The organism is Pseudomonas sp. 8_5_2, from assembly GCF_059295255.1.
Map to the genome: position 1 here is coordinate 1664558 of NZ_CM181238.1, position 21374 is coordinate 1685931.

The following is a 21374-nucleotide window of genomic DNA, read 5'->3' on the forward strand; positions in this document are numbered from 1 at the left end:
GCTGCTGCGCAGCCCATCGCCGGCAAGCCAGCTCCCACAGAGACCGCATTGGCTTGAAGCCTGCACTTTACCTGTGGGAGCCCGGCTTGCCGGCGATGGGGCGCGAAGCGGCCCTGATAAACTGGCATTCAAGGCTGGCACCTTTGTTGCTTTACGTAGGCTATCCGCCGCATGAGTGTCAAAAAAATGCGGCCGCAGGAGAGAGAAGGTCATGAGCCAAGGTGTTGAATTCAATCGTCTGATGCTGGACATGCGGGCCATGCAGGCCGATGCCATGTCGCTGCCAAAAGTCACTGCCGCGCCCGAACTGGCGCCAGGGCAGAGCAGCTTTGCAGACATGCTGGGCCAGGCCATCGGCAAGGTGCATGAGACGCAGCAGGCCTCGACCCAGCTAGCCAATGCCTTCGAGATCGGCAAGAGCGGCGTCGACCTGACCGACGTGATGATCGCTTCGCAAAAGGCCAGCGTGTCGATGCAGGCCATGACCCAGGTGCGCAACAAGCTGGTCCAGGCGTACCAGGACATCATGCAGATGCCGGTTTGAGGACGGATGTAACCCATGGCTGAAGCAGTCGTCGACAACGCCCCTGCCAAAACCGGCTCGCCGGCGGCCAAGCCGCCGCTGTTCGGCATGGCGTCCCTGGAAAACATCGCGAAGATGCCCATGCTGCGTCAGGTCGGCCTCATGGTCGGCCTGGCCGCCAGCGTGGCGATCGGCTTTGCCGTGGTGCTGTGGTCGCAACAACCCGACTACCGGCCGCTGTACGGCAGCTTGTCGGGCATGGACACCAAGCAGGTCATGGACACCCTGGCCGCTGCCGACATCCCCTACAACGTTGAACCCAATTCCGGCGCGCTGCTGGTCAAGGCCGACGACCTCTCCCGTGCGCGCCTGAAACTGGCTGCCGCCGGCGTGGCGCCGAGCGACGGCAATGTCGGTTTCGAGCTGCTCGACAAGGAGCAGGGCCTGGGCACCAGCCAGTTCATGGAAGCCACCCGCTACCGCCGCAGCCTGGAAGGCGAACTGGCGCGCACCGTGTCCAGCCTGAACAACGTCAAGGCTGCCCGCGTGCACCTGGCCATCCCGAAAAGCTCGGTGTTCGTGCGTGACGAACGCAAGCCCAGCGCCTCGGTACTGGTCGAGCTGTACCCGGGCCGTGCCCTGGAAGCCGGGCAGGTGATGGCCATCGTCAACCTGGTCGCCACCAGCGTGCCGGAGCTGGACAAGTCACAGGTCACCGTGGTCGACCAGAAGGGCACCTTGCTGTCCGAGCAGTTGCAGGATTCGGCCCTGACCGAGGCCGGCAAGCAGTACGACTACAGCCGCCGCATGGAAAGCATGCTGACCCAGCGCGTGCGCAACATCCTGCAGCCGGTGCTGGGCAATGATCGCTACAAGGCCGAAGTGTCTGCCGACCTGGACTTCAGCGCTGTCGAATCGACTGCCGAGCAGTTCAACCCCGACCAGCCGGCGTTGCGCAGCGAGCAGTCGGTGGACGAGCAGCGCGCCAGCAGCCAAGGGCCGCAGGGCGTACCCGGCGCGCTGAGCAATCAGCCGCCCGGCGCTGCCTCGGCCCCGCAGACCACCGGTGGCGCGGCCACCCCGGCCGCCGCCATTCAGCCAGGTCAGCCGCTGGTGGATGCCAACGGCCAGCAGATCATGGACCCGGCCACCGGCCAGCCGATGCTCGCGCCGTACCCTGCGGACAAGCGCCAGCAAAGCACCAGAAACTTCGAGCTGGACCGTTCCATCAGCCACACCCGCCAGCAGCAGGGGCGCATGACCCGCCTGTCGGTGGCGGTGGTGGTGGACGACCAGGTCAAGATCGACCCGGCTACTGGCGACACCACCCGTGCGCCGTGGGCTGCCGAGGACCTGGCACGCTTTACCCGCCTGGTGCAGGACGCCGTCGGCTTCGACGCCAGCCGGGGCGACAGCGTGACGGTGATCAACGTGCCGTTCGCCGTCGACCGTGGCGAAGAAATCGCCGAGATCGCCTTCTACCAGCAGCCGTGGTTCTGGGACATCGTCAAGCAGGTGCTGGGCGTGGTGTTCATCCTGGTGCTGGTGTTCGGCGTGCTGCGGCCGGTGCTTAACAACATCACAGGGGGCGGCAAGCAGGCTGCCCCGGATAGCGACATGGAGCTGGGCGGCATGATGGGGCTCGATGGCGAACTGGCCAACGATCGCGTCAGCCTGGGTGGCCCGACAAGCATTCTGCTGCCTAGCCCGAGCGAGGGTTACGAGGCACAGCTCAACGCAATCAAAGGCCTGGTGGCCGAAGACCCGGGCCGTGTTGCCCAGGTCGTGAAAGACTGGATCAACGCCGATGAGTGATAACCGAGCCGTTACCGCCAAGCTGAGCCGCGTCGACAAAGCGGCGATCCTTCTGCTCTCGCTGGGCGAGACCGATGCCGCCCAGGTGCTGCGGCACATGGGCCCCAAGGAAGTGCAGCGGGTGGGCGTGGCCATGGCGCAGATGGGCAATGTGCACCGTGACCAGGTCGAGCAGGTGATGAGCGAGTTCGTCGACATCGTCGGCGACCAGACCAGCCTGGGGGTGGGCTCGGATGCCTACATCCGCAAGATGCTCAACCAGGCGCTGGGCGAAGACAAGGCCAATGGCCTGGTCGACCGCATCCTGCTGGGCGGCAACACCAGCGGCCTGGACAGCCTGAAGTGGATGGAGCCACGCGCCGTGGCCGACGTGATCCGCTACGAGCACCCGCAGATCCAGGCCATCGTGGTGGCCTACCTGGACCCCGACCAGGCCGGTGAAGTGCTGAGCAATTTCGACCACAAGGTGCGCCTGGACATCGTCTTGCGCGTGTCGTCGCTGAACACCGTGCAGCCGGCGGCATTGAAAGAGCTGAACCAGATCCTCGAGAAGCAGTTCTCGGGCAACTCCAACGCTGCGCGCACCACCCTGGGCGGCATCAAGCGCGCCGCCGACATCATGAACTTCCTCGACAGTTCGGTGGAAGGTGCACTGATGGACGCGATCCGCGAAATCGACAGCGACCTGTCGGAGCAGATCGAAGACCTGATGTTCGTCTTCAACAACCTGGCCGATGTCGACGACCGCGGTATCCAGGCACTGCTGCGCGAAGTGTCGTCCGACGTGCTGGTGGTGTCGCTCAAGGGCGCCGACGAGCGGGTCAAGGACAAGATCTTCAAGAACATGTCCAAGCGTGCCTCGGAGCTGCTGCGCGACGACCTGGAGGCCAAGGGGCCGGTACGGGTCAGCGACGTGGAAACGGCGCAGAAGGAAATCCTCACCATCGCCCGCCGCATGGCCGAGGCCGGCGAGATCGTGCTCGGCGGCAAAGGCGCCGAGGAAATGATCTGATCCAGAGGGCGACGCGGTCCCTGTAGGAGCGGCCTTGTGTCGCGAAAGGGCTGCGAAGCAGCCCCGACTATAGCTACTGCGAAGCTGAAATCTGGGGCTGCTCCGCAGCCCTTTCGCGACACAAGGCCGCTCCTACAGGGGGCGCGTTGGTTGCTGCTGGCTTTTGAGTATCTGAAAACATGTCCACCAAAGAACATCACCCCAGCGACCTGATCCGCGCCCGCGACCTCGAAGGCGTGGACGTGTGGAGGCTGCCCAGCTTCGACCCGGAGCCCGAGTACGTACCCGAGCCCGAGCCGGAACCCGAGGTGATCGAGGAAGAAGTCGAGGAAGTGCCGCTGGAAGAAGTCCAGCCACTGACCCTGGAAGAACTCGAGGCCATCCGCCAGGAAGCCTACAACGAAGGTTTCGCCACCGGTGAGCGCGAGGGCTTCCACAGCACCCAGCTGAAGGTTCGCCAGGAAGCCGAAGAGGCCCTTAAGGCGAAGCTGGTCGGTCTTGAGCGGCTGATGGCCAACCTGATGGAGCCCATCGCCGAGCAGGACACGCAGATCGAGAAATCCCTCGTGCACCTGGTGGCGCACATGACCCGCCAGGTAATCGGTCGTGAACTGCGCAGTGACTCCAGCCACATCACCCAGGTGCTGCGCGAAGCGCTGAAGCTGCTGCCCATGGGCGCGGACAATATCCGCATCCACCTCAACCCGCAGGATTTCGAGCTGGCCAAGGTCTTGCGCGAACGCCATGAGGAAAACTGGCGGCTGCTCGAAGACAGCGCGCTGCTGCCCGGCGGCTGTCGCATCGAGACGGCCCATAGCCGCATTGATGCCAGCATGGAAACCCGCATCGAGAAGGCCGTGGCACAACTGTTCGACCAGCTGCACGACCATTCCCTGCACCCTGCCGCGCCAGACATGGCGGTAGACCTGGATGCCCCGCTCGAGCGTTCTGTGGATGGCCCGGATGCGCCTTGAACGCACCACTTTCGGCAAGCGTCTCGGCAGCTACGCCGAAGCCATCGAGCTGCCGACCCAGCCCATTGTCGAAGGCCGCCTGCTGCGTATGGTCGGCCTCACCCTGGAAGCCGAAGGGCTGCGCGCCGCCGTAGGCAGCCGCTGCCTGGTGATCAACGACGACAGCTACCACCCGGTGCAGGTCGAGGCTGAAGTCATGGGCTTTGCCGGGCCCAAGATATTCCTGATGCCGGTCGGCAGCATCGTCGGCATCGCCCCGGGCGCCAGGGTGGTGCCGCTGGATGACGGCGGCCGGCTGCCGATGGGCATGAGCATGCTCGGCCGGGTGCTCGATGGCGCCGGCCGCGCGCTGGATGGCAAAGGCGGGATGAAGGCCGAGGACTGGGTGCCGATGGACGGCCCGGTGATCAACCCGCTCAACCGCGACCCCATCAGCAAGCCGCTGGACGTGGGTATCCGCAGCATCAATGGCCTGCTCACCGTCGGTCGTGGCCAGCGCCTGGGCCTGTTCGCCGGTACCGGGGTAGGTAAATCGGTGTTGCTGGGCATGATGACCCGCTTCACCGAAGCCGACATCATCGTGGTTGGCCTGATCGGCGAGCGCGGTCGCGAGGTGAAGGAATTCATCGAGCATATCCTCGGTGAAGAAGGCCTCAAGCGCTCGGTGGTGGTGGCGTCGCCCGCCGACGATGCGCCACTGATGCGCCTGCGTGCCGCCATGTACTGCACGCGTATTGCCGAATATTTCCGCGACAAGGGCAAGAATGTGCTGTTGCTGATGGACTCTTTGACCCGCTTTGCCCAGGCCCAGCGGGAAATTGCCTTGGCCATCGGCGAGCCGCCCGCCACCCGGGGATACCCACCGTCGGTATTCGCCAAGCTGCCCAAGCTGGTGGAGCGGGCCGGTAACGGCGAGGCGGGTGGTGGTTCGATTACTGCGTTCTACACCGTGCTGTCCGAAGGCGACGACCAGCAGGACCCGATCGCCGACTCGGCGCGTGGTGTGCTCGACGGCCACTTCGTGCTGTCGCGCCGGCTGGCCGAGGAAGGCCATTACCCCGCCATCGATATCGAGGCCTCGATCAGCCGGGTCATGCCGCAGGTGGTCGATGCCGATCATTTGCGCCAGGCGCAGAAGTTCAAGCAGTTGTGGTCGCGCCTGTCGCAAAGCCGCGACCTGATCAGCGTGGGCGCCTACGTGCCCGGCGGCGACCCGGAAACCGACCTGGCGATTGCCTTGCAATCCAGGCTGGTGGAGTTCTTGCGCCAAGGCCTGCGCGAGAACGTGGGCATGGCGCAGAGCCGCGACCAGCTGGGGGCGATCTTCTCGCCCCCGGCGGGCTGATAGGCCATGGCGCTGCCTGGGCGCGCCGCGCGCCTGGCGCCGGTGGTGGACATGGCCGAGGAGGCCGAGCGCAAGGCAGCGCAGCGCCTTGGGCATTTCCAGCAGCAGGTGACCACGGCGCAGGCCAAGCTGGCCGAACTGGAGCGTTTTCGCGAGGATTACCAATTGCAGTGGATCAACCGCGGCGGGCAGGGCGTCAATGGCAGCTGGCTGGTCAATTACCAGCGCTTCCTGGGGCAGCTGGAAACGGCCATGACCCAGCAGCGCCAGAGCCTGGTGTGGCACCAGAACAACCTCAACAACGCCCGCGGCACCTGGCAGCAGGCCTATGCCCGGGTGGAAGGTTTGCGCAAACTGGTGCAGCGCTATATGGACGAGGCCCGGCGCGCCGAAGACAAGCGCGAGCAGCGCTTGCTGGACGAGCTTTCCCAGCGCCTGCCGCGGCAGAATCACCTTTAGCCTGTACCGGCCCTATCGCCGGCAAGCCAGCTCCCACAAGAATTGCGCAGGGCTCAGGCCTTGCGCCGCACCTGTGGGAGCTGGCTTGCCGGCGATAGGGCCGGTACAGGTATGACCTTGCTACACCTGCAGCGGCCTGCTAAACCTTAATGGAGTTGCATTCGCCATCATCGAAGGAATCGCTAGCATGGCAGTCGATACGGATATTTCGCCGGACGGGAAAAAACTGACGATCAAGATCAAAGGGCGCTTCGACTTCGGCAAACACCAGGAATTTCGCAAGGCTTACGAACGCATCAGCAAGCCGGATTCGGTGGTCGTCGACCTCAGCGACGCCACCTACATCGACAGTTCCGCACTCGGCATGCTGCTGATGCTGCGCGACCATGTGGGCGGCGATGACTCGGATGTGCGTGTGGTGCATACCAACTCCGACGTGCGCAAGATCCTCGCCATTTCCAATTTCGAAAAACTCTTCGATATCAGTTGAGCGCCGACATGCCGGCCGAACAGGCGTTGACCGTGCTGGTTGCCGAAGACGGTGCCGCCGACCGCCTGCTGCTGGCGCAGATCGTTCGCCGTCAGGGCCATCAGGTACTTACCGCAGAAAACGGCGAGCAGGCAGTGGCGCTGTTCGTCGAACGGCGCCCGCAGCTGGTGCTGCTTGATGCGCTGATGCCGGTGATGGACGGCTTCGAGGCAGCGCGGCAGATCAAGGCCCTGGCTGGCGAGGCGCTGGTGCCGATCATTTTCCTGACCTCGCTCAATGAAGAGGAGGGCCTGGTGCGCTGCCTGGAGGCGGGCGGTGATGACTTCATGGCCAAGCCCTACAGTGCGGTGATCCTCGGCGCCAAGATCCGCGCCATGGACCGCTTGCGCCGGTTGCAGGCCACCGTGCTGCAGCAGCGCGACCAGATTACCCGGCACCATCACCACCTGCTCAACGAGCAGCGTGTGGCGAAGGCGGTGTTTGACAAGGTGGCCCACTCCGGCTGCCTGTCTGCGCCGAACATTCGCTACCTGCAATCACCTTTTGCGCTGTTCAACGGTGACCTCATGCTGGCGGCTTTCACCCCGGCCGGCGAAATGCGTGTGCTGCTCGGGGATTTCACCGGCCACGGCCTGCCTGCGGCGGTGGGCGCCATGCCGCTGGCCGAGGTGTTCTACGGCATGACCGCCAAGGGCTACGGCATGGCGCAGATGCTCCGCGAGATGAACGCCAAGCTCAAGCGCATCCTGCCGGTCGACATGTTTTGTTGTGCAGTGCTGCTCAACCTCAGCATGCAGCGCGGTACGGTGGAGGTGTGGAACGGCGGCATGCCCGATGGCTATCGCCTGTCGGCGAGCGGCGAGGTGTTGTCGGCGTTGAGTTCGCGGCATCTGCCACTGGGCATTCTGGCGGCCGAGCGGTTCGATGACAGCACCGAGGTACTGCCGCTGGCGCCCGGCGAGCGCCTGCTGTTGCTGTCGGACGGCGTGCTCGATACCGCCGACAACGATGACCGCCTGTTCGGCGTGCAGCGGCTGCGTGCGGTGCTTGCCGACAACCGTGACCCGGCGCAGCTGTTCGACCAACTGATGCAGGCCCTGGAGGACTTTGGCGGGCATCCGCGCGACGACATCAGCTTGTGCGACATCCGCATGTTCAGCGCCGATGAGCGGGTGCCGGCGCCGACGATTTACGCTGACAGTGGTCGCTCCAGCCCGCTTGACTGGTCACTGGGCTTCGAAGTGCGTGGCGAGAGCCTGAAGCGCTTCAACCCGGTGCCGTACCTGGTGCAGTTGCTGCAGGAAATCCACGGGTTGCGCGCCCGTACCGGTAGCTTGCACAGCGTGCTCAGCGAGCTGTACGCCAACGCCCTCGAGCATGGCGTGCTGGGCCTGGACTCGCAACTCAAGCGCGATGTGCAGGGTTTTACCGACTACTATCAGGAGCGCGCCCGGCGGCTGGGGTCGCTGACCGATGGTTTTGTACGCATTGATTTCAAGGTTGAACCGCATGCCGATGGCGGGCGTCTGATGATTCAGGTTCGCGACAGTGGAGCGGGGTTCGATGTGCAGCGGGTGCTTTCCCGGCCTTCGCAGGAGCACGGTCTGAGCGGTCGTGGCCTGCACCTGGTACGGCGGCTGGCCAGCCACGCGCGCTGGAGTGAGGGCGGGCGCTGTGCGCACGTCGAGTTCGTATGGTGAGCCACAGGCAGGCTCAGGCATAATCTGGCTTGATCAAGGAGTGAACAAGTGACTGACATGCATATCGACCAAAAGGTGCTCAGCGACCTGCGTGATGTCATGGAAGAGGGCTACCTGCAGCTGGTGCAGACGTTCCTCGAAGATTCCGAGCGGCGCCTTGCGCAGCTGCACGCTGCCAAGAGTGCCGAGGAGCTTGGCATCGCCGCGCACAGTTTCAAGGGCAGCAGCAGCAACATGGGTGCGGTGGCGCTGGCCGCGCTGTGCCAGCTGCTGGAAGACCGTGCCCGGCAGCCGCCGCTGTATGGCATCGAGGACCTTGTCAATCGCATCGACCAGGAATTTCTGGAAGTGCAGCGCTTCTACCAGGACGAGCACCAGCGCATTTCTGCGGGCTGAGACTCGACTTGGCGCGAGTCTTGCCTGTCTCTGGCCGGATGATCTTTTTGTTTCTGGCGCGGAGACCGCTCGATGCCTGTCGCACCCAACCCTTTGTTGCAAGCCAACGCCATCGCCAATTCCTCGCGTGCTGCCTCCGCGCAGATGGACAAACCGCTGCAGGCGCTGGGCGACAAGGGCGACGGCTTCGGCCAGGTGATGGCCAGGCAGGGGCGCGACAAGGTCGGCGGCCAGGACGACAAGGTCGCCCAGGCCAAGCCCAAGGACAAGCCCGAGGTTGCACAGGGCGGCAAGAAAGACCCCGCCGACAAAGCCGCAGTTGCCGATGACGGCAACAAGTTGCCAGCAGACGACCAGGCCGATACCGGGCTGCGCGATGCCAGCCTGGTGGCCGGCCAGGTAACCGACGCACAGCCAGGCAGCCAGCTGATCCAGGCCCAGGCCGAGGCGGTGGCGCCTGTGTTGCAGGCCGCTACGGCGCAGGCCTCTGCCGCGCAACCCGAGGAGGCGGCTGCCGAGGAAGCATTCGACCCGGACGCCGATCCCCTGGCCAATTTGCCTACACTGCGCCTGGCTCTGGAGCACAGTGCCCAGGCCAAGGGGGGCACTTCGGCGCATGCTCTGGACCCGTCACAGGCTCAGGGTGAAGAAGGGCGGGCAGCCGTCAATACCTTGGCGAATCTGGTCGAAGGCGGCGAAGGCGAATCCACTGAATCGGGTGACAAGGCCTTCGGTGCCTTGCTCGAAGATGGCCTGAAGGACACCAAGAGCGCCAGCAGCGATACCCGTGTCGACGATTTCGCCAACCGCCTGGCCAGCCTGACCCAGGCTGCCACGGCCAAGACCGCCAATGCCGTGCCGGCCAGCGCCAGCCCGTTGCACCAGCCATTGCCGATGAACCAGAACGCGTGGGCCGAAGGCTTGGTCAACCGGGTCATGTACCTGTCCAGCCAGAACCTCAAGTCGGCGGATATCCAGCTGGAGCCGGCAGAGCTGGGCCGCCTGGACATTCGCGTCAATGTAGCGGCGGACCAGGCCACCCAGGTCACCTTCATCAGCGGCCACGCTGGCGTGCGTGACGCTCTCGACAGCCAGGTGCACCGCTTGCGCGAGCTGTTTGCCCAGCAGGGGCTGGCGCAGCCGGATGTGAATGTGGCTGACCAGTCGCGCGGGCAGCAACAGCAGCAGGGGCAGGCGCAGGGTAGCAACCTGTCGGGGGTGGCGGCGCGGCAGGCGGAGCAGGGTCGTGAGGTTGTCGACAGCGCCCGGCCTGTGGAACAGCAGGTGGTTGTGGGTGACAGTGCGGTCGATTATTACGCCTGATGTTTACATGGGCGGGCCCTATCGCCGGCAAGCCAGCTCCCACAGGTACTGCACAAGGCTCAAGACCTGCGGGGAGCCTGTAGGAGCTGGCTTGCCGGCGATAGGGCCGAGCCTGCTCAAGCGCAATTGGTCCACCTCTGCAAAATCTGGCATAACACTTGCTCAAGCCAAGCCATTCTCCCTTGAACTCCCAATGGACGACGGATTATTGGCATGGCGAAAAGCGAAGCAGTCAAAGACCCCGCCACTAAAGGCAAACTCAAGCTGATCCTGCTGGCCGTCGTGGGCCTTTTGCTGGCGATCGGGCTTTCGGTGGGCGCTACCTGGTTCTTCATGCACAAGAGCGAGCCGGCCCCGGCCGCCGAAACTGCAGCCAGCAACGTCAAGCCTGTGGCCATCTACGAAGCCCTGACCCCGGCCTTCGTGGTCAATTTCAACCAGAACGGCCGGCAGCGCTACATGCAGCTCAGCGTCACCCTGCAGGCGCGTAACCAGGCCGACATGGACGCCCTCAAGGTGCACATGCCGGTGATCCGCAACAACCTGGTGATGATGTTCTCCGGCCAAGGCTTCGACACCCTTGCCGCCAGCCCGGTCGGGCAGGAGATGCTGCGCCAGAAGGCCACGGCCGTGGTTCAGGAAGTGGCGCAGAAGGAAGTCGGCAAACCGGTCATCGACCAGTTGCTGTTCACCAATTTCGTATTGCAGTAGGAGTCCGCAATGGCCGTACAGGACCTGCTGTCCCAGGATGAAATCGATGCCCTGTTGCACGGCGTCGACGACGGGCTGGTGCAGACCGAAAGTGCATCGGAACCCGGCAGTATCAAAAGCTACGACCTGACCAGCCAGGACCGTATCGTGCGGGGTCGCATGCCGACCCTGGAAATGATCAACGAGCGCTTTGCCCGCTACACCCGCATCAGCATGTTCAACCTGCTGCGCCGCTCGGCCGACGTGGCAGTCGGCGGCGTGCAGGTGATGAAGTTCGGCGAGTACGTGCATTCGCTGTACGTGCCCACCAGCCTCAACCTGGTCAAGATCAAGCCGTTGCGTGGCACCTCGCTGTTCATCCTCGATGCCAAGCTGGTGTTCAAGCTGGTAGACAACTTCTTCGGTGGCGATGGCCGTCACGCCAAGATCGAAGGCCGTGAATTCACTCCGACCGAACTGCGGGTAGTGCGCATGGTGCTGGACCAGTGCTTCGTCGACCTCAAGGAAGCCTGGCAGGCGATCATGCCGGTCACCTTCGAGTACATGAACTCCGAGGTCAACCCGGCCATGGCCAACATCGTCGGCCCCAGCGAGGCGGTGGTGGTATCGACCTTCCACATCGAGCTGGACGGCGGTGGCGGCGACCTGCACGTGACCATGCCGTACTCGATGATCGAGCCGGTGCGGGAAATGCTCGATGCCGGCTTCCAGTCCGACCTCGACGACCAGGACGAGCGCTGGGTCAAGGCCCTGCGCGAGGACGTGCTGGACGTGGCCGTGCCTGTGACCGCCACGGTCGCCCGGCGCCAGCTGAAGTTGCGCGACATCCTGCACATGCAGCCTGGCGATGTGATCCCGGTGGAGCTGCCCGAGCACCTGGTGCTGCGCGCCAACGGCGTGCCGTCGTTCAAGGCCCGGCTGGGTTCGCACAAGGGCAACCTGGCCCTGCAGATCATCGACCCGATCGTGCGCCGCTGACGGCGCAGCGCTCGCTCATAACGAATTGAATGCCTCTCGAGGAAACCATGGCTAACGAAAACGAAATCACCTCCGCAGAGGACCAGGCACTGGCCGATGAGTGGGCCGCAGCGCTGGAAGAAACCGGTGCCGCCGGCCAGGCCGATATCGATGCGCTGCTGGGGGGTGACACCGGCGGTATGGGTGGCCCGGGCCGCCTGCCGATGGAAGAGTTCGCCAGTTCGCCCAAGCCGAACGAGAACGTCAGCCTGGAAGGCCCGAACCTGGACGTGATCCTGGATATCCCGGTGAACATTTCCATGGAAGTGGGCAGCACCGAGATCAATATCCGCAACCTGCTGCAGCTCAACCAGGGCTCGGTCATCGAGCTTGACCGGCTGGCGGGCGAGCCACTCGACGTGCTGGTCAACGGCACGCTGATCGCCCATGGCGAAGTGGTCGTGGTCAACGAAAAGTTCGGCATCCGCCTGACCGACGTGATCAGCCCCAGCGAACGCATCAAGAAGCTGCGCTGAGTGAAGGGCACGATGCGCGCCATCGCGGCGTCCGCGGTGCTGCTTGCCAGCCAGGCCGGTCTGGCCGCAGCCACCCCTGCGGCGACCCCGGCGTCTGCGCCTGGCAGCCTGGGCGGGCAGCTGGCGCAGATGGTCTTCGGCCTGCTGTTGGTGGTGGGCCTGATCTTCTTTCTGGCCTGGCTGCTGCGGCGCCTGCAAAGCACGGCGGTAAAGGGCGGGCAGGTGATCGAGATCGTCGGCAGCCGCGCCATCGGCCCGCGTGACCGGCTGTTGCTGGTGCAGGTGGGCAACGAGCAGATCCTGATTGGCCATACCCCCGGCAGTATCGAGGCCCTGCATGTCATGGCCGAGCCCGTGCAAGTGCCGGTTGGCAGCCGCCAGGCGGCGCCCGAGTTTGCCCAGCGACTGATGGAGCTGATGGGCAAGGACCCTAAGGACAAGAAGTGATGAGTGGCGCGCTGCGTACGTTGTTGACCCTGGCGCTGCTGCTGGCGGCGCCGCTGGCCCTGGCCGCCGACCCGCTGTCGATCCCGGCCATTACCCTGTCCAATGGTGCGGACGGGCAGCAGGAGTATTCGGTCAGCCTGCAGATCCTGCTGATCATGACGGCGCTCAGCTTCATCCCGGCGTTCGTCATCCTGATGACCAGCTTCACCCGCATCATCATCGTGTTCTCGATTTTGCGCCAGGCGCTGGGCCTGCAGCAGACGCCGTCCAACCAGATCCTCACCGGCATGGCGCTGTTCCTGACCCTGTTCATCATGGCGCCAGTGTTCGACCGAGTGAACCAGAACGCCCTGCAGCCCTACCTGAACGAACAGCTTACCGCGCAGCAGGCCATCGACAAGGCCCAGGGGCCGCTCAAGGACTTCATGCTGGCACAAACCCGGCAAAGCGACCTGGACCTGTTCATGCGCCTGTCCAAGCGCACCGACATCGCCGGCCCTGACCAGGTGCCGCTGACGATCCTGGTGCCGGCGTTCGTCACCTCGGAGCTGAAGACCGCATTTCAGATCGGCTTCATGATCTTCATCCCGTTCCTGATCATCGACATGGTGGTCGCCAGTGTGCTGATGGCCATGGGCATGATGATGCTGTCACCGCTGATCATCTCGCTGCCGTTCAAGATCATGCTGTTTGTTCTGGTTGATGGCTGGGCGCTGATCATGGGCACCCTGGCCAGCAGTTTCGGCGGCGTCTGACGCCGTCAAGGAGAGCGCATGACCCCGGAAATTGCCGTTGACCTGTTCCGTGATGCCTTGTGGCTGACCACCCTGATGGTGGCCGTGCTGGTGGTGCCAAGCCTGCTGGTGGGTCTGGTTGTCGCGATGTTCCAGGCGGCCACGCAGATCAACGAACAGACCCTGAGCTTTCTGCCGCGGCTGCTGGTAATGCTGGTCACGTTGATCGTCGCCGGGCCCTGGCTGGTGCAGAAGTTCATGGAGTACATCACCAACCTGTACACCAACATCCCGCAGCTGATCGGTTGACGCGGCGATGCTGGAGCTGACAGACGCGCAGATCGGCACCTGGGTCGCCACGTTCATCCTGCCGTTATTCCGGGTGACGGCGGTGCTGATGACCATGCCGATCTTTGGCACCCGCATGTTGCCGGCGCGGGTGCGCCTGTACGTGGCGGTCGCCATCACCGTGGTGATTGTGCCGGCGCTGCCGCCACTGCCTGAATTCGACCCGCTGAGCCTGCGCGGGATGTTGCTGTGCGCTGAGCAGGTGATTGTTGGTGCGCTGCTCGGTTTTTCGCTGCAGCTGCTGTTTCAGGCGTTCGTGATCGCGGGTCAGGTCGTTGCCATCCAGATGGGCATGGCCTTCGCCTCGATGGTCGACCCTGCCAACGGCGTCAACGTGGCGGTCATCAGCCAGTTCATGACCATGCTGGTGAGCGTGCTGTTCCTGTTGATGAACGGCCACCTGGTCGTGTTCGAGGTACTGACCGAAAGCTTCACTACTTTGCCGGTGGGCAATGCGCTGGTGGTCAACCACTTCTGGGAGCTGGCCGGGCGCCTGGGCTGGGTGTTCGCCGCCGGCCTGCTGCTGATCCTGCCGGTGATCGCCGCCTTGCTGGTGGTGAACATCGCATTTGGCGTGATGACCCGCGCGGCGCCGCAGCTGAACATCTTCTCCATCGGTTTTCCGCTGACCCTGGTCATGGGCATGTTCATCTTCTGGGTCGGCCTGGCCGATGTGTTGTCCCACTACCAGGCATTGGCCAGCGAAGCGCTGCAATGGCTGCGTGAACTGGCGAGGGCGCGCTGAGCATGGCAGAAAGCGAAAGTGGCCAGGACAAGACAGAGGACCCCACCGAGAAGCGCAAGCGCGATGCCCGCGAGAAAGGCGAGATCGCCCGCTCCAAGGAGCTCAACACGGTGGCAGTGACCCTGGCCGGTGCCGGTGGCCTGCTGGCGTTCGGCGGCCACCTGGCCGAGACGCTGCTGGCGATGATGCGCATGAATTTCAGCCTGACCCGCGACATCATCGTCGACGAGCGGGCCATGGGTGCGTTTCTTCTGGCATCGGGCAAGATGGCGATATGGGCGGTACAGCCAATCCTGATCCTGTTGTTTGTGATCTCCTTCGTGGCGCCTATCGCGTTGGGCGGTTTTCTGTTTTCTGGCAGCCTGCTGCAACCTAAATTCAGTCGCATGAACCCGCTGTCGGGGATCAAGCGCATGTTCTCGATGAACAGCCTGACCGAGCTGCTCAAGGCGCTGGCCAAGTTCTTCGTGATCCTGATAGTGGCGGTGGTGGTGCTGACCAACGACCGCCAGGCCTTGCTGTCGATTGCCAACGAGCCGCTGGAGCAGGCGATCATTCACAGCTTGCAGGTGGTGGGCTGGAGTGCGTTGTGGATGGCGACCGGGCTGTTGCTGATTGCGGCGGCGGACGTGCCGTTCCAGCTGTACCAGACGCACAAGAAAATGAAGATGACCAAGCAGGAAGTGCGCGACGAGTACAAGGACAGCGAGGGCAAGCCCGAGGTCAAGCAGCGCATTCGCCAGCTGCAGCGCGAGATGTCGCAGCGGCGCATGATGGCCGCGGTGCCGCAAGCCGATGTGATCATCACCAACCCGACGCATTATGCGGTGGCGTTGCAGTATGACCCGGAGAAGGGTGGGGCGGCGCCGTTGCTGCTGGCCAAGGGGGCTGATTTCACGGCCTTGAAGATTCGCGAAATTGCTGTCGAGCACAAGATCCAGATTCTTGAGTCGCCGGCGCTGGCGCGGGCGATCTACTACTCCACCGAGCTCGAGCAGGAAATCCCCGCCGGGTTGTACCTGGCGGTGGCGCAGGTGCTGGCCTATGTGTTCCAGATCCGCCAGTACCGGGCGGGTAGAGGGAAGCGACCGGAGCCGTTGAAAGACGACCTGCCGATCCCGCCGGATTTGCGGCGTGACAGTTGATCTTGTCTCAGGGCCGGGACAGGCAATATAAATCCCCCACCGAGCAAAGTTGGACAGCTTCTTGCAAAGCCAGCCGCAGACGCCCCTCGGGCGTCAAAGTTTTGCATCAAGAGGACTCGCGGTGGATCGCACTCAGTTAATCAGCAACGCCCGTAACAACCTGGCCGGTCTTGGCCGGGGCAACCTGGGTGTGCCGCTGTTGCTGCTGGTGATGTTGGCAATGATGATGTTGCCGATACCGCCGTTCCTGCTCGACGTGTTCTTCACCTTCAACATCGCCCTGTCGATCGTTGTCCTGCTGGTCTGCGTGTACGCCCTGCGGCCGCTCGATTTCGCCGCATTCCCCACCATCTTGCTGGTGGCCACGCTGCTGCGCCTGGCCCTGAACGTGGCCTCCACCCGAGTGGTGATGCTGCACGGCCAGGAAGGCCATGGCGCCGCCGGCAAGGTGATCCAGGCCTTTGGCGAGGTGGTGATCGGCGGTAATTATGTCGTTGGTGCGGTGGTGTTCGCCATCCTCATGATTATCAACTTCGTGGTGGTCACCAAGGGCGCCGGGCGTATCTCGGAGGTGAGCGCGCGTTTCACCCTCGACGCCATGCCCGGCAAGCAGATGGCTATCGACGCCGACCTCAACGCCGGCCTGATCGACCAGGCCCAGGCCAAGCACCGCCGTGCCGAGGTGGCCCAGGAGGCCGAGTTCTACGGTTCGATGGACGGTGCCAGCAAGTTCGTCCGCGGGGACGCCATCGCCGGCCTGTTGATCCTGTTCATCAACCTGATCGGCGGCATATTGATCGGCATGATGCAGCACGGCATGAGTTTCACGGAGGCTGGCAAGGTGTACGCCCTGCTGACCATTGGTGACGGTTTGGTGGCGCAATTGCCTTCACTGCTGCTGTCCACCGCTGCCGCGATCATGGTTACCCGTGCCTCCGGCTCCGAGGACATGGGCAAGCTGATCAACCGGCAGATGTTCGATTCGCCCAAGGCACTGGCGGTTTCCGCCGGGCTGATGATCGTCATGGGCCTGGTGCCGGGCATGCCGCACGTCGCCTTCATCAGCCTTGGCCTGCTGGCGGGCGGTGGCGCCTACCTGGTGTGGAAGAAGCAGCAGAAGACCAGGCTGCAGGCACTCAAGGAGGCGCAGCAGCAGCAGGACTTGCTGCCTTCGCCGCAACGTGCACTGGAAACCAAGGAGCTTGGCTGGGACGATGTCACGCCGATCGACATGATCGGCCTGGAGGTCGGTTACCGGCTGATCCCGCTGGTCGACCGCAACCAGGGTGGTCAGCTGCTGGCGCGGATCAAGGGGGTGCGCAAGAAACTGTCCCAGGACCTGGGCTTCCTGATGCCCACGGTGCACATCCGCGACAACCTCGACCTGCAGCCCAGTGCCTACCGCCTGACCCTGATGGGGGTGATCCTTGCCGAGGCCGAGATCTACCCGGACCGCGAACTGGCCATCAACCCGGGCCAGGTATTCGGCACGCTCAACGGTATTGCCGCGCGGGACCCGGCATTCGGCCTGGAAGCGGTGTGGATCGACGTTGGCCAGCGCTCGCAGGCGCAGTCGCTGGGCTACACCGTGGTTGACGCCAGTACCGTGGTGGCTACCCACCTCAACCAGATCCTGCAGAAGCACTGCCACGAGCTGATCGGCCACGAAGAGGTGCAGCAATTGCTGCAGGTGCTGGCCAAGGCATCGCCTAAACTTGCAGAAGAGCTGGTGCCCGGTGTCATTTCCTTGTCGGGCCTGCTGAAGGTGCTGCAGGCCCTGCTGTCGGAGCAGGTACCGGTGCGCGATATCCGCAGCATTGCCGAAGCGATCGCGAACAATGCCGGCAAGAGTCAAGATACCGCCGCGCTGGTGGCGATGGTGCGCGTCGGATTGTGTCGCGCCATCGTGCAAAGCATTGTCGGCGTTGAGTCTGAGCTGCCAGTGATTACCCTGGAGCCAAGGTTGGAACAGATTTTGCTCAATAGTCTGCAAAGGGCCGGGCAGGGTCAGGAAGATGGTGTTCTTCTGGAACCTAGCATGGCCGAGAAGCTGCAACGTTCGCTGATCGAGGCGGCTCAGCGCCAGGAAATGCAGGGCCAGCCGGCCATCCTGCTGGTGGCCGGCCCGATCCGCGCCATGCTGTCGCGTTTCGGTCGCCTGGCTGTACCGAATTTGCATGTGCTGGCGTATCAGGAAATACCGGACAACAAGCAAGTCACCATCGTTGCCACCGTGGGCCCTAACGGCTGAGGTAGTGGATAATGCAAGTTAAGCGATTTTTCGCCGCCGATATGCGTCAGGCCATGAAACTGGTCCGTGATGAGCTGGGCGCCGATGCCGCGATCATTGGCAACCGCCGCATTGCCGGTGGTGTCGAACTGACGGCCGCGCTGGACTACAAGCTGTCCGCCCTGGCCCCGCGCGTGCCCAACGCCGAGCTGGAAGAAGAGCTGCGCAAAACCCACACGCGCATCGCCACTGCCCAGGCCGAGCTGGACCACCGCCAGGACAGCAGCGACAACAACCGCCAATTGTTTGCCGGGCAGTCGCTGACGGCCGCCGAACCGCTGGTCGAGCCCCACGTTGACACCCCCGAGGCGGCTGCCGCCCCGGCCGCGGCACCAGTCGACCCGCGCCTGTTCGATGCCATGCGCTCCGAGCTGTCGGGCCTGCGCGAGCTGCTGGAAGTGCAGCTCGGCTCCCTGGCCTGGACTCAGTTGCAGGGCAGCAAGCCGCAGCAGGCCAACCTCTGGCGCCGCCTGCAGCGCATCGGCCTGTCCGGGCCGATCGCCCGTGAGCTGCTGGACCTGACCGCCGAAATCGAAGAACCACGCCAGGCCTGGCGCATGCTGCTGGCGCACCTGGCGCGGATGATCGACATTCCCGAAATCGAGCCGATCGAAGAGGGCGGGGTGATTGCCGTGGTCGGCCCGGCCGGCATGGGCAAGACCACCACCCTGGCCAAGCTGGCCGCCCGCTACGTGCTCAAGTACGGCGCGCAGAACCTGGCGCTGGTGAGTATGGACAGCTTCCGCATCGGTGCCCAGGAGCAGCTCAAGACCCTGGGTCGCATCCTCAACGTGCCGGTGACCTACGTCGACCCGGGCCAGTCGCTGGCTGCGGCGCTGGAGCCGCTGCTGCGCAAGCGCGTGGTGCTGATCGATACCGCCGGCCTGCAGGCCAGCGACCCGGCCCTGCGCATGCAACTGGAAACCTTGGCCGGGCGTGGCATTGCCGCAAAGAATTACCTGGTACTGGCCACCACCAGCCAGAAGCAGGTGCTGACCGCCGCCTATCACAGCTACAAGCGCTGTGGCCTGGCCGGCTGCATCCTGACCAAACTCGATGAATCGGCAAGCCTTGGCGATGTGCTGAGCCTTGCCATCAGTCATGAACTGCCCGTGGCCTATCTCACCGATGGCCCGCGCATTCCAGACGACCTGCACTTGCCACGTGGGCACCAGCTGGTGACCCGGGCAGTCAATGTGCAGCAGCAGGACGAGCCCAGTGAAGAGGCCATGGCCGACATGTTCGCTGATCTCTATCACAACCCACGGCGAGCGGGTTGACCATGAAGCGTGTGCAAAGTCGCTATACCAAGGGGTACGCAGAATTGCCCTACGTGTGGCCTGAGTCCCAGCGAGACAAGGTAAAGAACAGACATGGGTAGCATGCATCCTGTACAGGTGATCGCCGTGACCGGTGGTAAAGGTGGCGTCGGCAAGACTAACGTTTCAGTGAACTTGTCCCTGGCGCTGGCCGAGCTTGGCCGCAGGGTCATGCTGCTCGACGCCGACCTGGGCCTGGCCAATGTCGACGTGTTGCTGGGCCTGACTCCCAAACGTACCCTGGCCGATGTCATCGAGGGGCGCTGCGAGCTGCGCGATGTGATGCTGCAGGGCCCCGGCGGCGTGCGCATCGTGCCGGCGGCCTCGGGCACGCAGAGCATGGTGCACCTGGCCCCGGCCCAGCATGCCGGGCTGATCCAGGCGTTCAGCGACGTCGGCGACAACCTCGACGTGCTGGTGATCGACACCGCTGCGGGCATTGGCGACTCGGTGGTGAGCTTTGTCCGCGCGGCGCAGGAAGTGCTGCTGGTGGTGTGTGACGAACCGACCTCGATCACCGATGCCTACGCCCTGATCAAACTGCTGAACCGCGACTACGGCATGAACCGTTTCCGCGTGCTGGCCAACATGGCGCAGAGCCCGCAGGAAGGGCGCAACCTGTTTGCCAAGCTGACCAAGGTCACCGACCGCTTCCTTGACGTTGCCCTGCAGTACGTGGGCGCCGTGCCGTACGACGAGTGTGTGCGCAAGGCGGTGCAGAAGCAGCGTGCAGTCTACGAAGCCTTCCCTCGCTCCAAGTGCGCGCTGGCCTTCAAGGCGATTGCGCAGAAGGTCGACAGCTGGCCGCTGCCGGCCAACCCGCGCGGCCACCTGGAGTTCTTCGTCGAGCGTCTGGTGCAACCCACCAGCGCGGGACCCGTGCTATGAACGCGAGTGGCTTCAAGATGTACAGCCGGGCGTCGAAAGACGCCCAGTACGAGCTGATAGAACGCTACGCGCCGCTGGTCAAGCGCATCGCCTACCACCTGCTGGCGCGGCTGCCGGCCAACGTGCAGGTCGAGGACCTGATCCAGGCCGGCATGATCGGCCTGCTGGAAGTGGCCAACAAGTACGACGCCAGCAAGGGCGCCAGCTTTGAAACCTACGCCGGTATCCGCATCCGCGGCGCGATGCTGGACGAAGTGCGCAAGGGCGACTGGGCACCGCGCTCGGTGCACCGCAACACCCGCATGGTCAGTGACGCGATGCGCGCAGTCGAAGCCAGAACTGGCCGTGACGCTAAAGATCATGAAGTTGCTGCCGAACTTCAATTGAGTCTCGATGATTACTACGGGATCTTGAACGATACCCTGGGCAGCCGCCTGTTCAGCTTTGACGACCTGTTGCAGGACGGCGAGCACGAAGGGCTGCATGAGGATGGCGCCAGCGGCCAGGTCGAACCTGCCCGCGGCCTGGAGGACGAGCGCTTCCAGGTAGCCCTGACCGAGGCCATCGCCAACCTGCCGGAGCGTGAGCGCCTGGTGCTGGCGCTGTACTACGACGAAGAGCTGAACCTCAAGGAAATCGGTGAGGTGCTTGGGGTCAGCGAGTCGCGGGTCAGCCAGTTGCACAGCCAGTGTGCTGCGCGCCTGCGCAGCCGCCTTGGGGAATGGCGGGCGCGTTGAGCCCGTTGTCGTTGCAGTCGTTTTCTACGTTGTACCGGATTGATTGAATGCGCGCTCGCAGCCGAGCGCGTTCGAGACTGCTTGGAGGTCTACTTGAACAAAGATATGAAAATCCTCATCGTTGACGACTTTTCGACGATGCGGCGGATCATCAAGAACCTGATGCGCGACCTGGGTTTCACCAACACGCACGAAGCGGACGACGGCACCACGGCGCTGCCGATGCTGGAGAACGGTGACTACGACTTTCTGGTGACCGACTGGAACATGCCTGGCATGTCCGGCATCGACCTGCTGCGTAAGGTGCGTGCCAGCGAGAAGCTGAAAACCATGCCGGTACTGATGGTGACCGCCGAAGCCAAGCGCGACCAGATCATCGAAGCGGCCCAGGCCGGCGTCAATGGTTACGTGGTCAAGCCGTTCACCGCTCAGGTGCTCAAAGAAAAGATCGAGAAGATCTTCGAACGCGTCAACGGCTGA

The 21374-nt window shown here is 63.8% G+C and carries 23 protein-coding genes; all 23 read left to right on the forward strand.

Going from position 1 to position 21374, the window contains the following annotated elements; translation table 11 throughout:
• The first annotated feature begins 211 nt into the window (after nt 1–211).
• The 23 genes from fliE (at nt 212) to AC5O5R_RS07735 (ending at nt 21374) form a co-directional block, all read left to right on the forward strand.
• A complete protein-coding gene (fliE, locus tag AC5O5R_RS07625) occupies nt 212–544 on the forward strand; it encodes a flagellar hook-basal body complex protein FliE (protein ID WP_172223884.1) in 333 nt (110 codons plus the stop codon).
• Between the two features lie 15 nt (nt 545–559).
• Nucleotides 560–2338 (forward strand): flagellar basal-body MS-ring/collar protein FliF, encoded by a 1779-nt coding sequence (gene fliF / locus AC5O5R_RS07630; protein ID WP_172230514.1) that lies wholly within the window; start codon nt 560–562, stop codon nt 2336–2338.
• Nucleotides 2331–3350 (forward strand): flagellar motor switch protein FliG, encoded by a 1020-nt coding sequence (gene fliG / locus AC5O5R_RS07635; protein WP_003254434.1) that lies wholly within the window; start codon nt 2331–2333, stop codon nt 3348–3350. The genes fliF and fliG overlap by 8 nt, the downstream gene beginning before the upstream one ends.
• A gap of 179 nt (nt 3351–3529) precedes the next feature.
• The gene (gene fliH, locus AC5O5R_RS07640; RefSeq protein WP_494515145.1) at nt 3530–4324 is read left to right on the forward strand and encodes a flagellar assembly protein FliH; all 795 of its coding nucleotides are present in this window, start codon (nt 3530–3532) and stop codon (nt 4322–4324) included.
• Nucleotides 4314–5669, forward strand: coding sequence for a flagellar protein export ATPase FliI (gene fliI / locus AC5O5R_RS07645; RefSeq protein ID WP_172230508.1), 1356 nt, complete (start codon nt 4314–4316; stop codon nt 5667–5669). Before fliH ends, fliI begins: the two co-directional genes overlap by 11 nt.
• A 6-nt stretch (nt 5670–5675) precedes the next feature.
• Nucleotides 5676–6128 carry a flagellar export protein FliJ gene (gene fliJ, locus AC5O5R_RS07650; protein WP_172230505.1) on the forward strand — a complete coding sequence of 151 codons (453 nt, stop codon included), beginning with the start codon at nt 5676–5678 and terminating at the stop codon, nt 6126–6128.
• 187 nt (nt 6129–6315) lie between these two features.
• Nucleotides 6316–6618, forward strand: a complete 303-nt coding sequence (locus tag AC5O5R_RS07655; RefSeq protein ID WP_172287361.1) for an STAS domain-containing protein — start codon at nt 6316–6318, stop codon at nt 6616–6618.
• Nucleotides 6619–6626: 8 nt separating this feature from the next.
• Nucleotides 6627–8318 carry a SpoIIE family protein phosphatase gene (locus tag AC5O5R_RS07660; RefSeq protein WP_494515146.1) on the forward strand — a complete coding sequence of 564 codons (1692 nt, stop codon included), beginning with the start codon at nt 6627–6629 and terminating at the stop codon, nt 8316–8318.
• A 48-nt stretch (nt 8319–8366) separates the two neighbouring features.
• Nucleotides 8367–8714 (forward strand): Hpt domain-containing protein, encoded by a 348-nt coding sequence (locus AC5O5R_RS07665; protein WP_172231635.1) that lies wholly within the window; start codon nt 8367–8369, stop codon nt 8712–8714.
• Between the two features lie 72 nt (nt 8715–8786).
• Nucleotides 8787–10037, forward strand: coding sequence for a flagellar hook-length control protein FliK (locus AC5O5R_RS07670; protein ID WP_494515147.1), 1251 nt, complete (start codon nt 8787–8789; stop codon nt 10035–10037).
• Nucleotides 10038–10250: 213 nt separating this feature from the next.
• Nucleotides 10251–10748, forward strand: a complete 498-nt coding sequence (gene fliL / locus AC5O5R_RS07675; RefSeq protein WP_172231641.1) for a flagellar basal body-associated protein FliL — start codon at nt 10251–10253, stop codon at nt 10746–10748.
• A 9-nt stretch (nt 10749–10757) separates the two neighbouring features.
• Complete coding sequence (fliM, locus tag AC5O5R_RS07680) at nt 10758–11726, forward strand: flagellar motor switch protein FliM (RefSeq protein ID WP_172232578.1); 969 nt, start codon at nt 10758–10760, stop codon at nt 11724–11726.
• A gap of 47 nt (nt 11727–11773) precedes the next feature.
• Nucleotides 11774–12241: a flagellar motor switch protein FliN gene (gene fliN, locus AC5O5R_RS07685; protein WP_172232581.1), complete on the forward strand. Its 468-nt coding sequence runs from the start codon at nt 11774–11776 to the stop codon at nt 12239–12241.
• Nucleotides 12242–12253: 12 nt separating this feature from the next.
• Nucleotides 12254–12688, forward strand: coding sequence for a flagellar biosynthetic protein FliO (gene fliO / locus AC5O5R_RS07690; RefSeq protein ID WP_172232584.1), 435 nt, complete (start codon nt 12254–12256; stop codon nt 12686–12688).
• Nucleotides 12688–13443 (forward strand): flagellar type III secretion system pore protein FliP, encoded by a 756-nt coding sequence (fliP, locus tag AC5O5R_RS07695; RefSeq protein WP_172232586.1) that lies wholly within the window; start codon nt 12688–12690, stop codon nt 13441–13443. The genes fliO and fliP overlap by 1 nt, the downstream gene beginning before the upstream one ends.
• 18 nt (nt 13444–13461) lie before the next feature.
• Complete coding sequence (gene fliQ / locus AC5O5R_RS07700) at nt 13462–13731, forward strand: flagellar biosynthesis protein FliQ (RefSeq protein WP_172232589.1); 270 nt, start codon at nt 13462–13464, stop codon at nt 13729–13731.
• Between the two features lie 7 nt (nt 13732–13738).
• Nucleotides 13739–14515, forward strand: coding sequence for a flagellar biosynthetic protein FliR (gene fliR / locus AC5O5R_RS07705; RefSeq protein WP_172231713.1), 777 nt, complete (start codon nt 13739–13741; stop codon nt 14513–14515).
• Between the two features lie 2 nt (nt 14516–14517).
• Nucleotides 14518–15660 (forward strand): flagellar biosynthesis protein FlhB, encoded by a 1143-nt coding sequence (flhB, locus tag AC5O5R_RS07710; RefSeq protein ID WP_172231710.1) that lies wholly within the window; start codon nt 14518–14520, stop codon nt 15658–15660.
• Between the two features lie 121 nt (nt 15661–15781).
• Complete coding sequence (flhA, locus tag AC5O5R_RS07715; protein ID WP_172231707.1) at nt 15782–17911, forward strand: flagellar biosynthesis protein FlhA; 2130 nt, start codon at nt 15782–15784, stop codon at nt 17909–17911.
• An 11-nt stretch (nt 17912–17922) separates the two neighbouring features.
• Entirely contained in the window at nt 17923–19230 is a 1308-nt protein-coding gene (gene flhF / locus AC5O5R_RS07720; RefSeq protein ID WP_494512273.1) for a flagellar biosynthesis GTPase FlhF, read from the forward strand.
• Between the two features lie 93 nt (nt 19231–19323).
• The gene (gene fleN, locus AC5O5R_RS07725; protein ID WP_027593013.1) at nt 19324–20157 is read left to right on the forward strand and encodes a flagellar synthesis regulator FleN; all 834 of its coding nucleotides are present in this window, start codon (nt 19324–19326) and stop codon (nt 20155–20157) included.
• Complete coding sequence (gene fliA, locus AC5O5R_RS07730; protein WP_013973585.1) at nt 20154–20894, forward strand: RNA polymerase sigma factor FliA; 741 nt, start codon at nt 20154–20156, stop codon at nt 20892–20894. The genes fleN and fliA overlap by 4 nt, the downstream gene beginning before the upstream one ends.
• A gap of 105 nt (nt 20895–20999) precedes the next feature.
• Nucleotides 21000–21374, forward strand: coding sequence for a chemotaxis response regulator CheY (locus AC5O5R_RS07735; RefSeq protein ID WP_172228080.1), 375 nt, complete (start codon nt 21000–21002; stop codon nt 21372–21374).

Bases quoted from the DNA above. Each gene is read 5' to 3' on its own strand.
- fliF (WP_172230514.1), top strand. From the start codon at position 560: ATGGCTGAAGCAGTCGTCGACAACGCCCCTGCCAAAACCGGCTCGCCG.
- fliE (WP_172223884.1), top strand. From the start codon at position 212: ATGAGCCAAGGTGTTGAATTCAATCGTCTGATGCTGGACATGCGGGCC.
- fliG (WP_003254434.1), top strand. From the start codon at position 2,331: ATGAGTGATAACCGAGCCGTTACCGCCAAGCTGAGCCGCGTCGACAAA.
- fliA (WP_013973585.1), top strand. From the start codon at position 20,154: ATGAACGCGAGTGGCTTCAAGATGTACAGCCGGGCGTCGAAAGACGCC.
- fliO (WP_172232584.1), top strand. From the start codon at position 12,254: ATGCGCGCCATCGCGGCGTCCGCGGTGCTGCTTGCCAGCCAGGCCGGT.
- flhF (WP_494512273.1), top strand. From the start codon at position 17,923: ATGCAAGTTAAGCGATTTTTCGCCGCCGATATGCGTCAGGCCATGAAA.
- fliQ (WP_172232589.1), top strand. From the start codon at position 13,462: ATGACCCCGGAAATTGCCGTTGACCTGTTCCGTGATGCCTTGTGGCTG.
- fliM (WP_172232578.1), top strand. From the start codon at position 10,758: ATGGCCGTACAGGACCTGCTGTCCCAGGATGAAATCGATGCCCTGTTG.
- AC5O5R_RS07735 (WP_172228080.1), top strand. From the start codon at position 21,000: ATGAAAATCCTCATCGTTGACGACTTTTCGACGATGCGGCGGATCATC.
- fliR (WP_172231713.1), top strand. From the start codon at position 13,739: ATGCTGGAGCTGACAGACGCGCAGATCGGCACCTGGGTCGCCACGTTC.
- AC5O5R_RS07660 (WP_494515146.1), top strand. From the start codon at position 6,627: ATGCCGGCCGAACAGGCGTTGACCGTGCTGGTTGCCGAAGACGGTGCC.
- fliP (WP_172232586.1), top strand. From the start codon at position 12,688: ATGAGTGGCGCGCTGCGTACGTTGTTGACCCTGGCGCTGCTGCTGGCG.
- AC5O5R_RS07655 (WP_172287361.1), top strand. From the start codon at position 6,316: ATGGCAGTCGATACGGATATTTCGCCGGACGGGAAAAAACTGACGATC.
- fliH (WP_494515145.1), top strand. From the start codon at position 3,530: ATGTCCACCAAAGAACATCACCCCAGCGACCTGATCCGCGCCCGCGAC.
- fliL (WP_172231641.1), top strand. From the start codon at position 10,251: ATGGCGAAAAGCGAAGCAGTCAAAGACCCCGCCACTAAAGGCAAACTC.
- fliN (WP_172232581.1), top strand. From the start codon at position 11,774: ATGGCTAACGAAAACGAAATCACCTCCGCAGAGGACCAGGCACTGGCC.
- fliJ (WP_172230505.1), top strand. From the start codon at position 5,676: ATGGCGCTGCCTGGGCGCGCCGCGCGCCTGGCGCCGGTGGTGGACATG.
- fleN (WP_027593013.1), top strand. From the start codon at position 19,324: ATGGGTAGCATGCATCCTGTACAGGTGATCGCCGTGACCGGTGGTAAA.
- fliI (WP_172230508.1), top strand. From the start codon at position 4,314: ATGCGCCTTGAACGCACCACTTTCGGCAAGCGTCTCGGCAGCTACGCC.
- AC5O5R_RS07670 (WP_494515147.1), top strand. From the start codon at position 8,787: ATGCCTGTCGCACCCAACCCTTTGTTGCAAGCCAACGCCATCGCCAAT.
- flhB (WP_172231710.1), top strand. From the start codon at position 14,518: ATGGCAGAAAGCGAAAGTGGCCAGGACAAGACAGAGGACCCCACCGAG.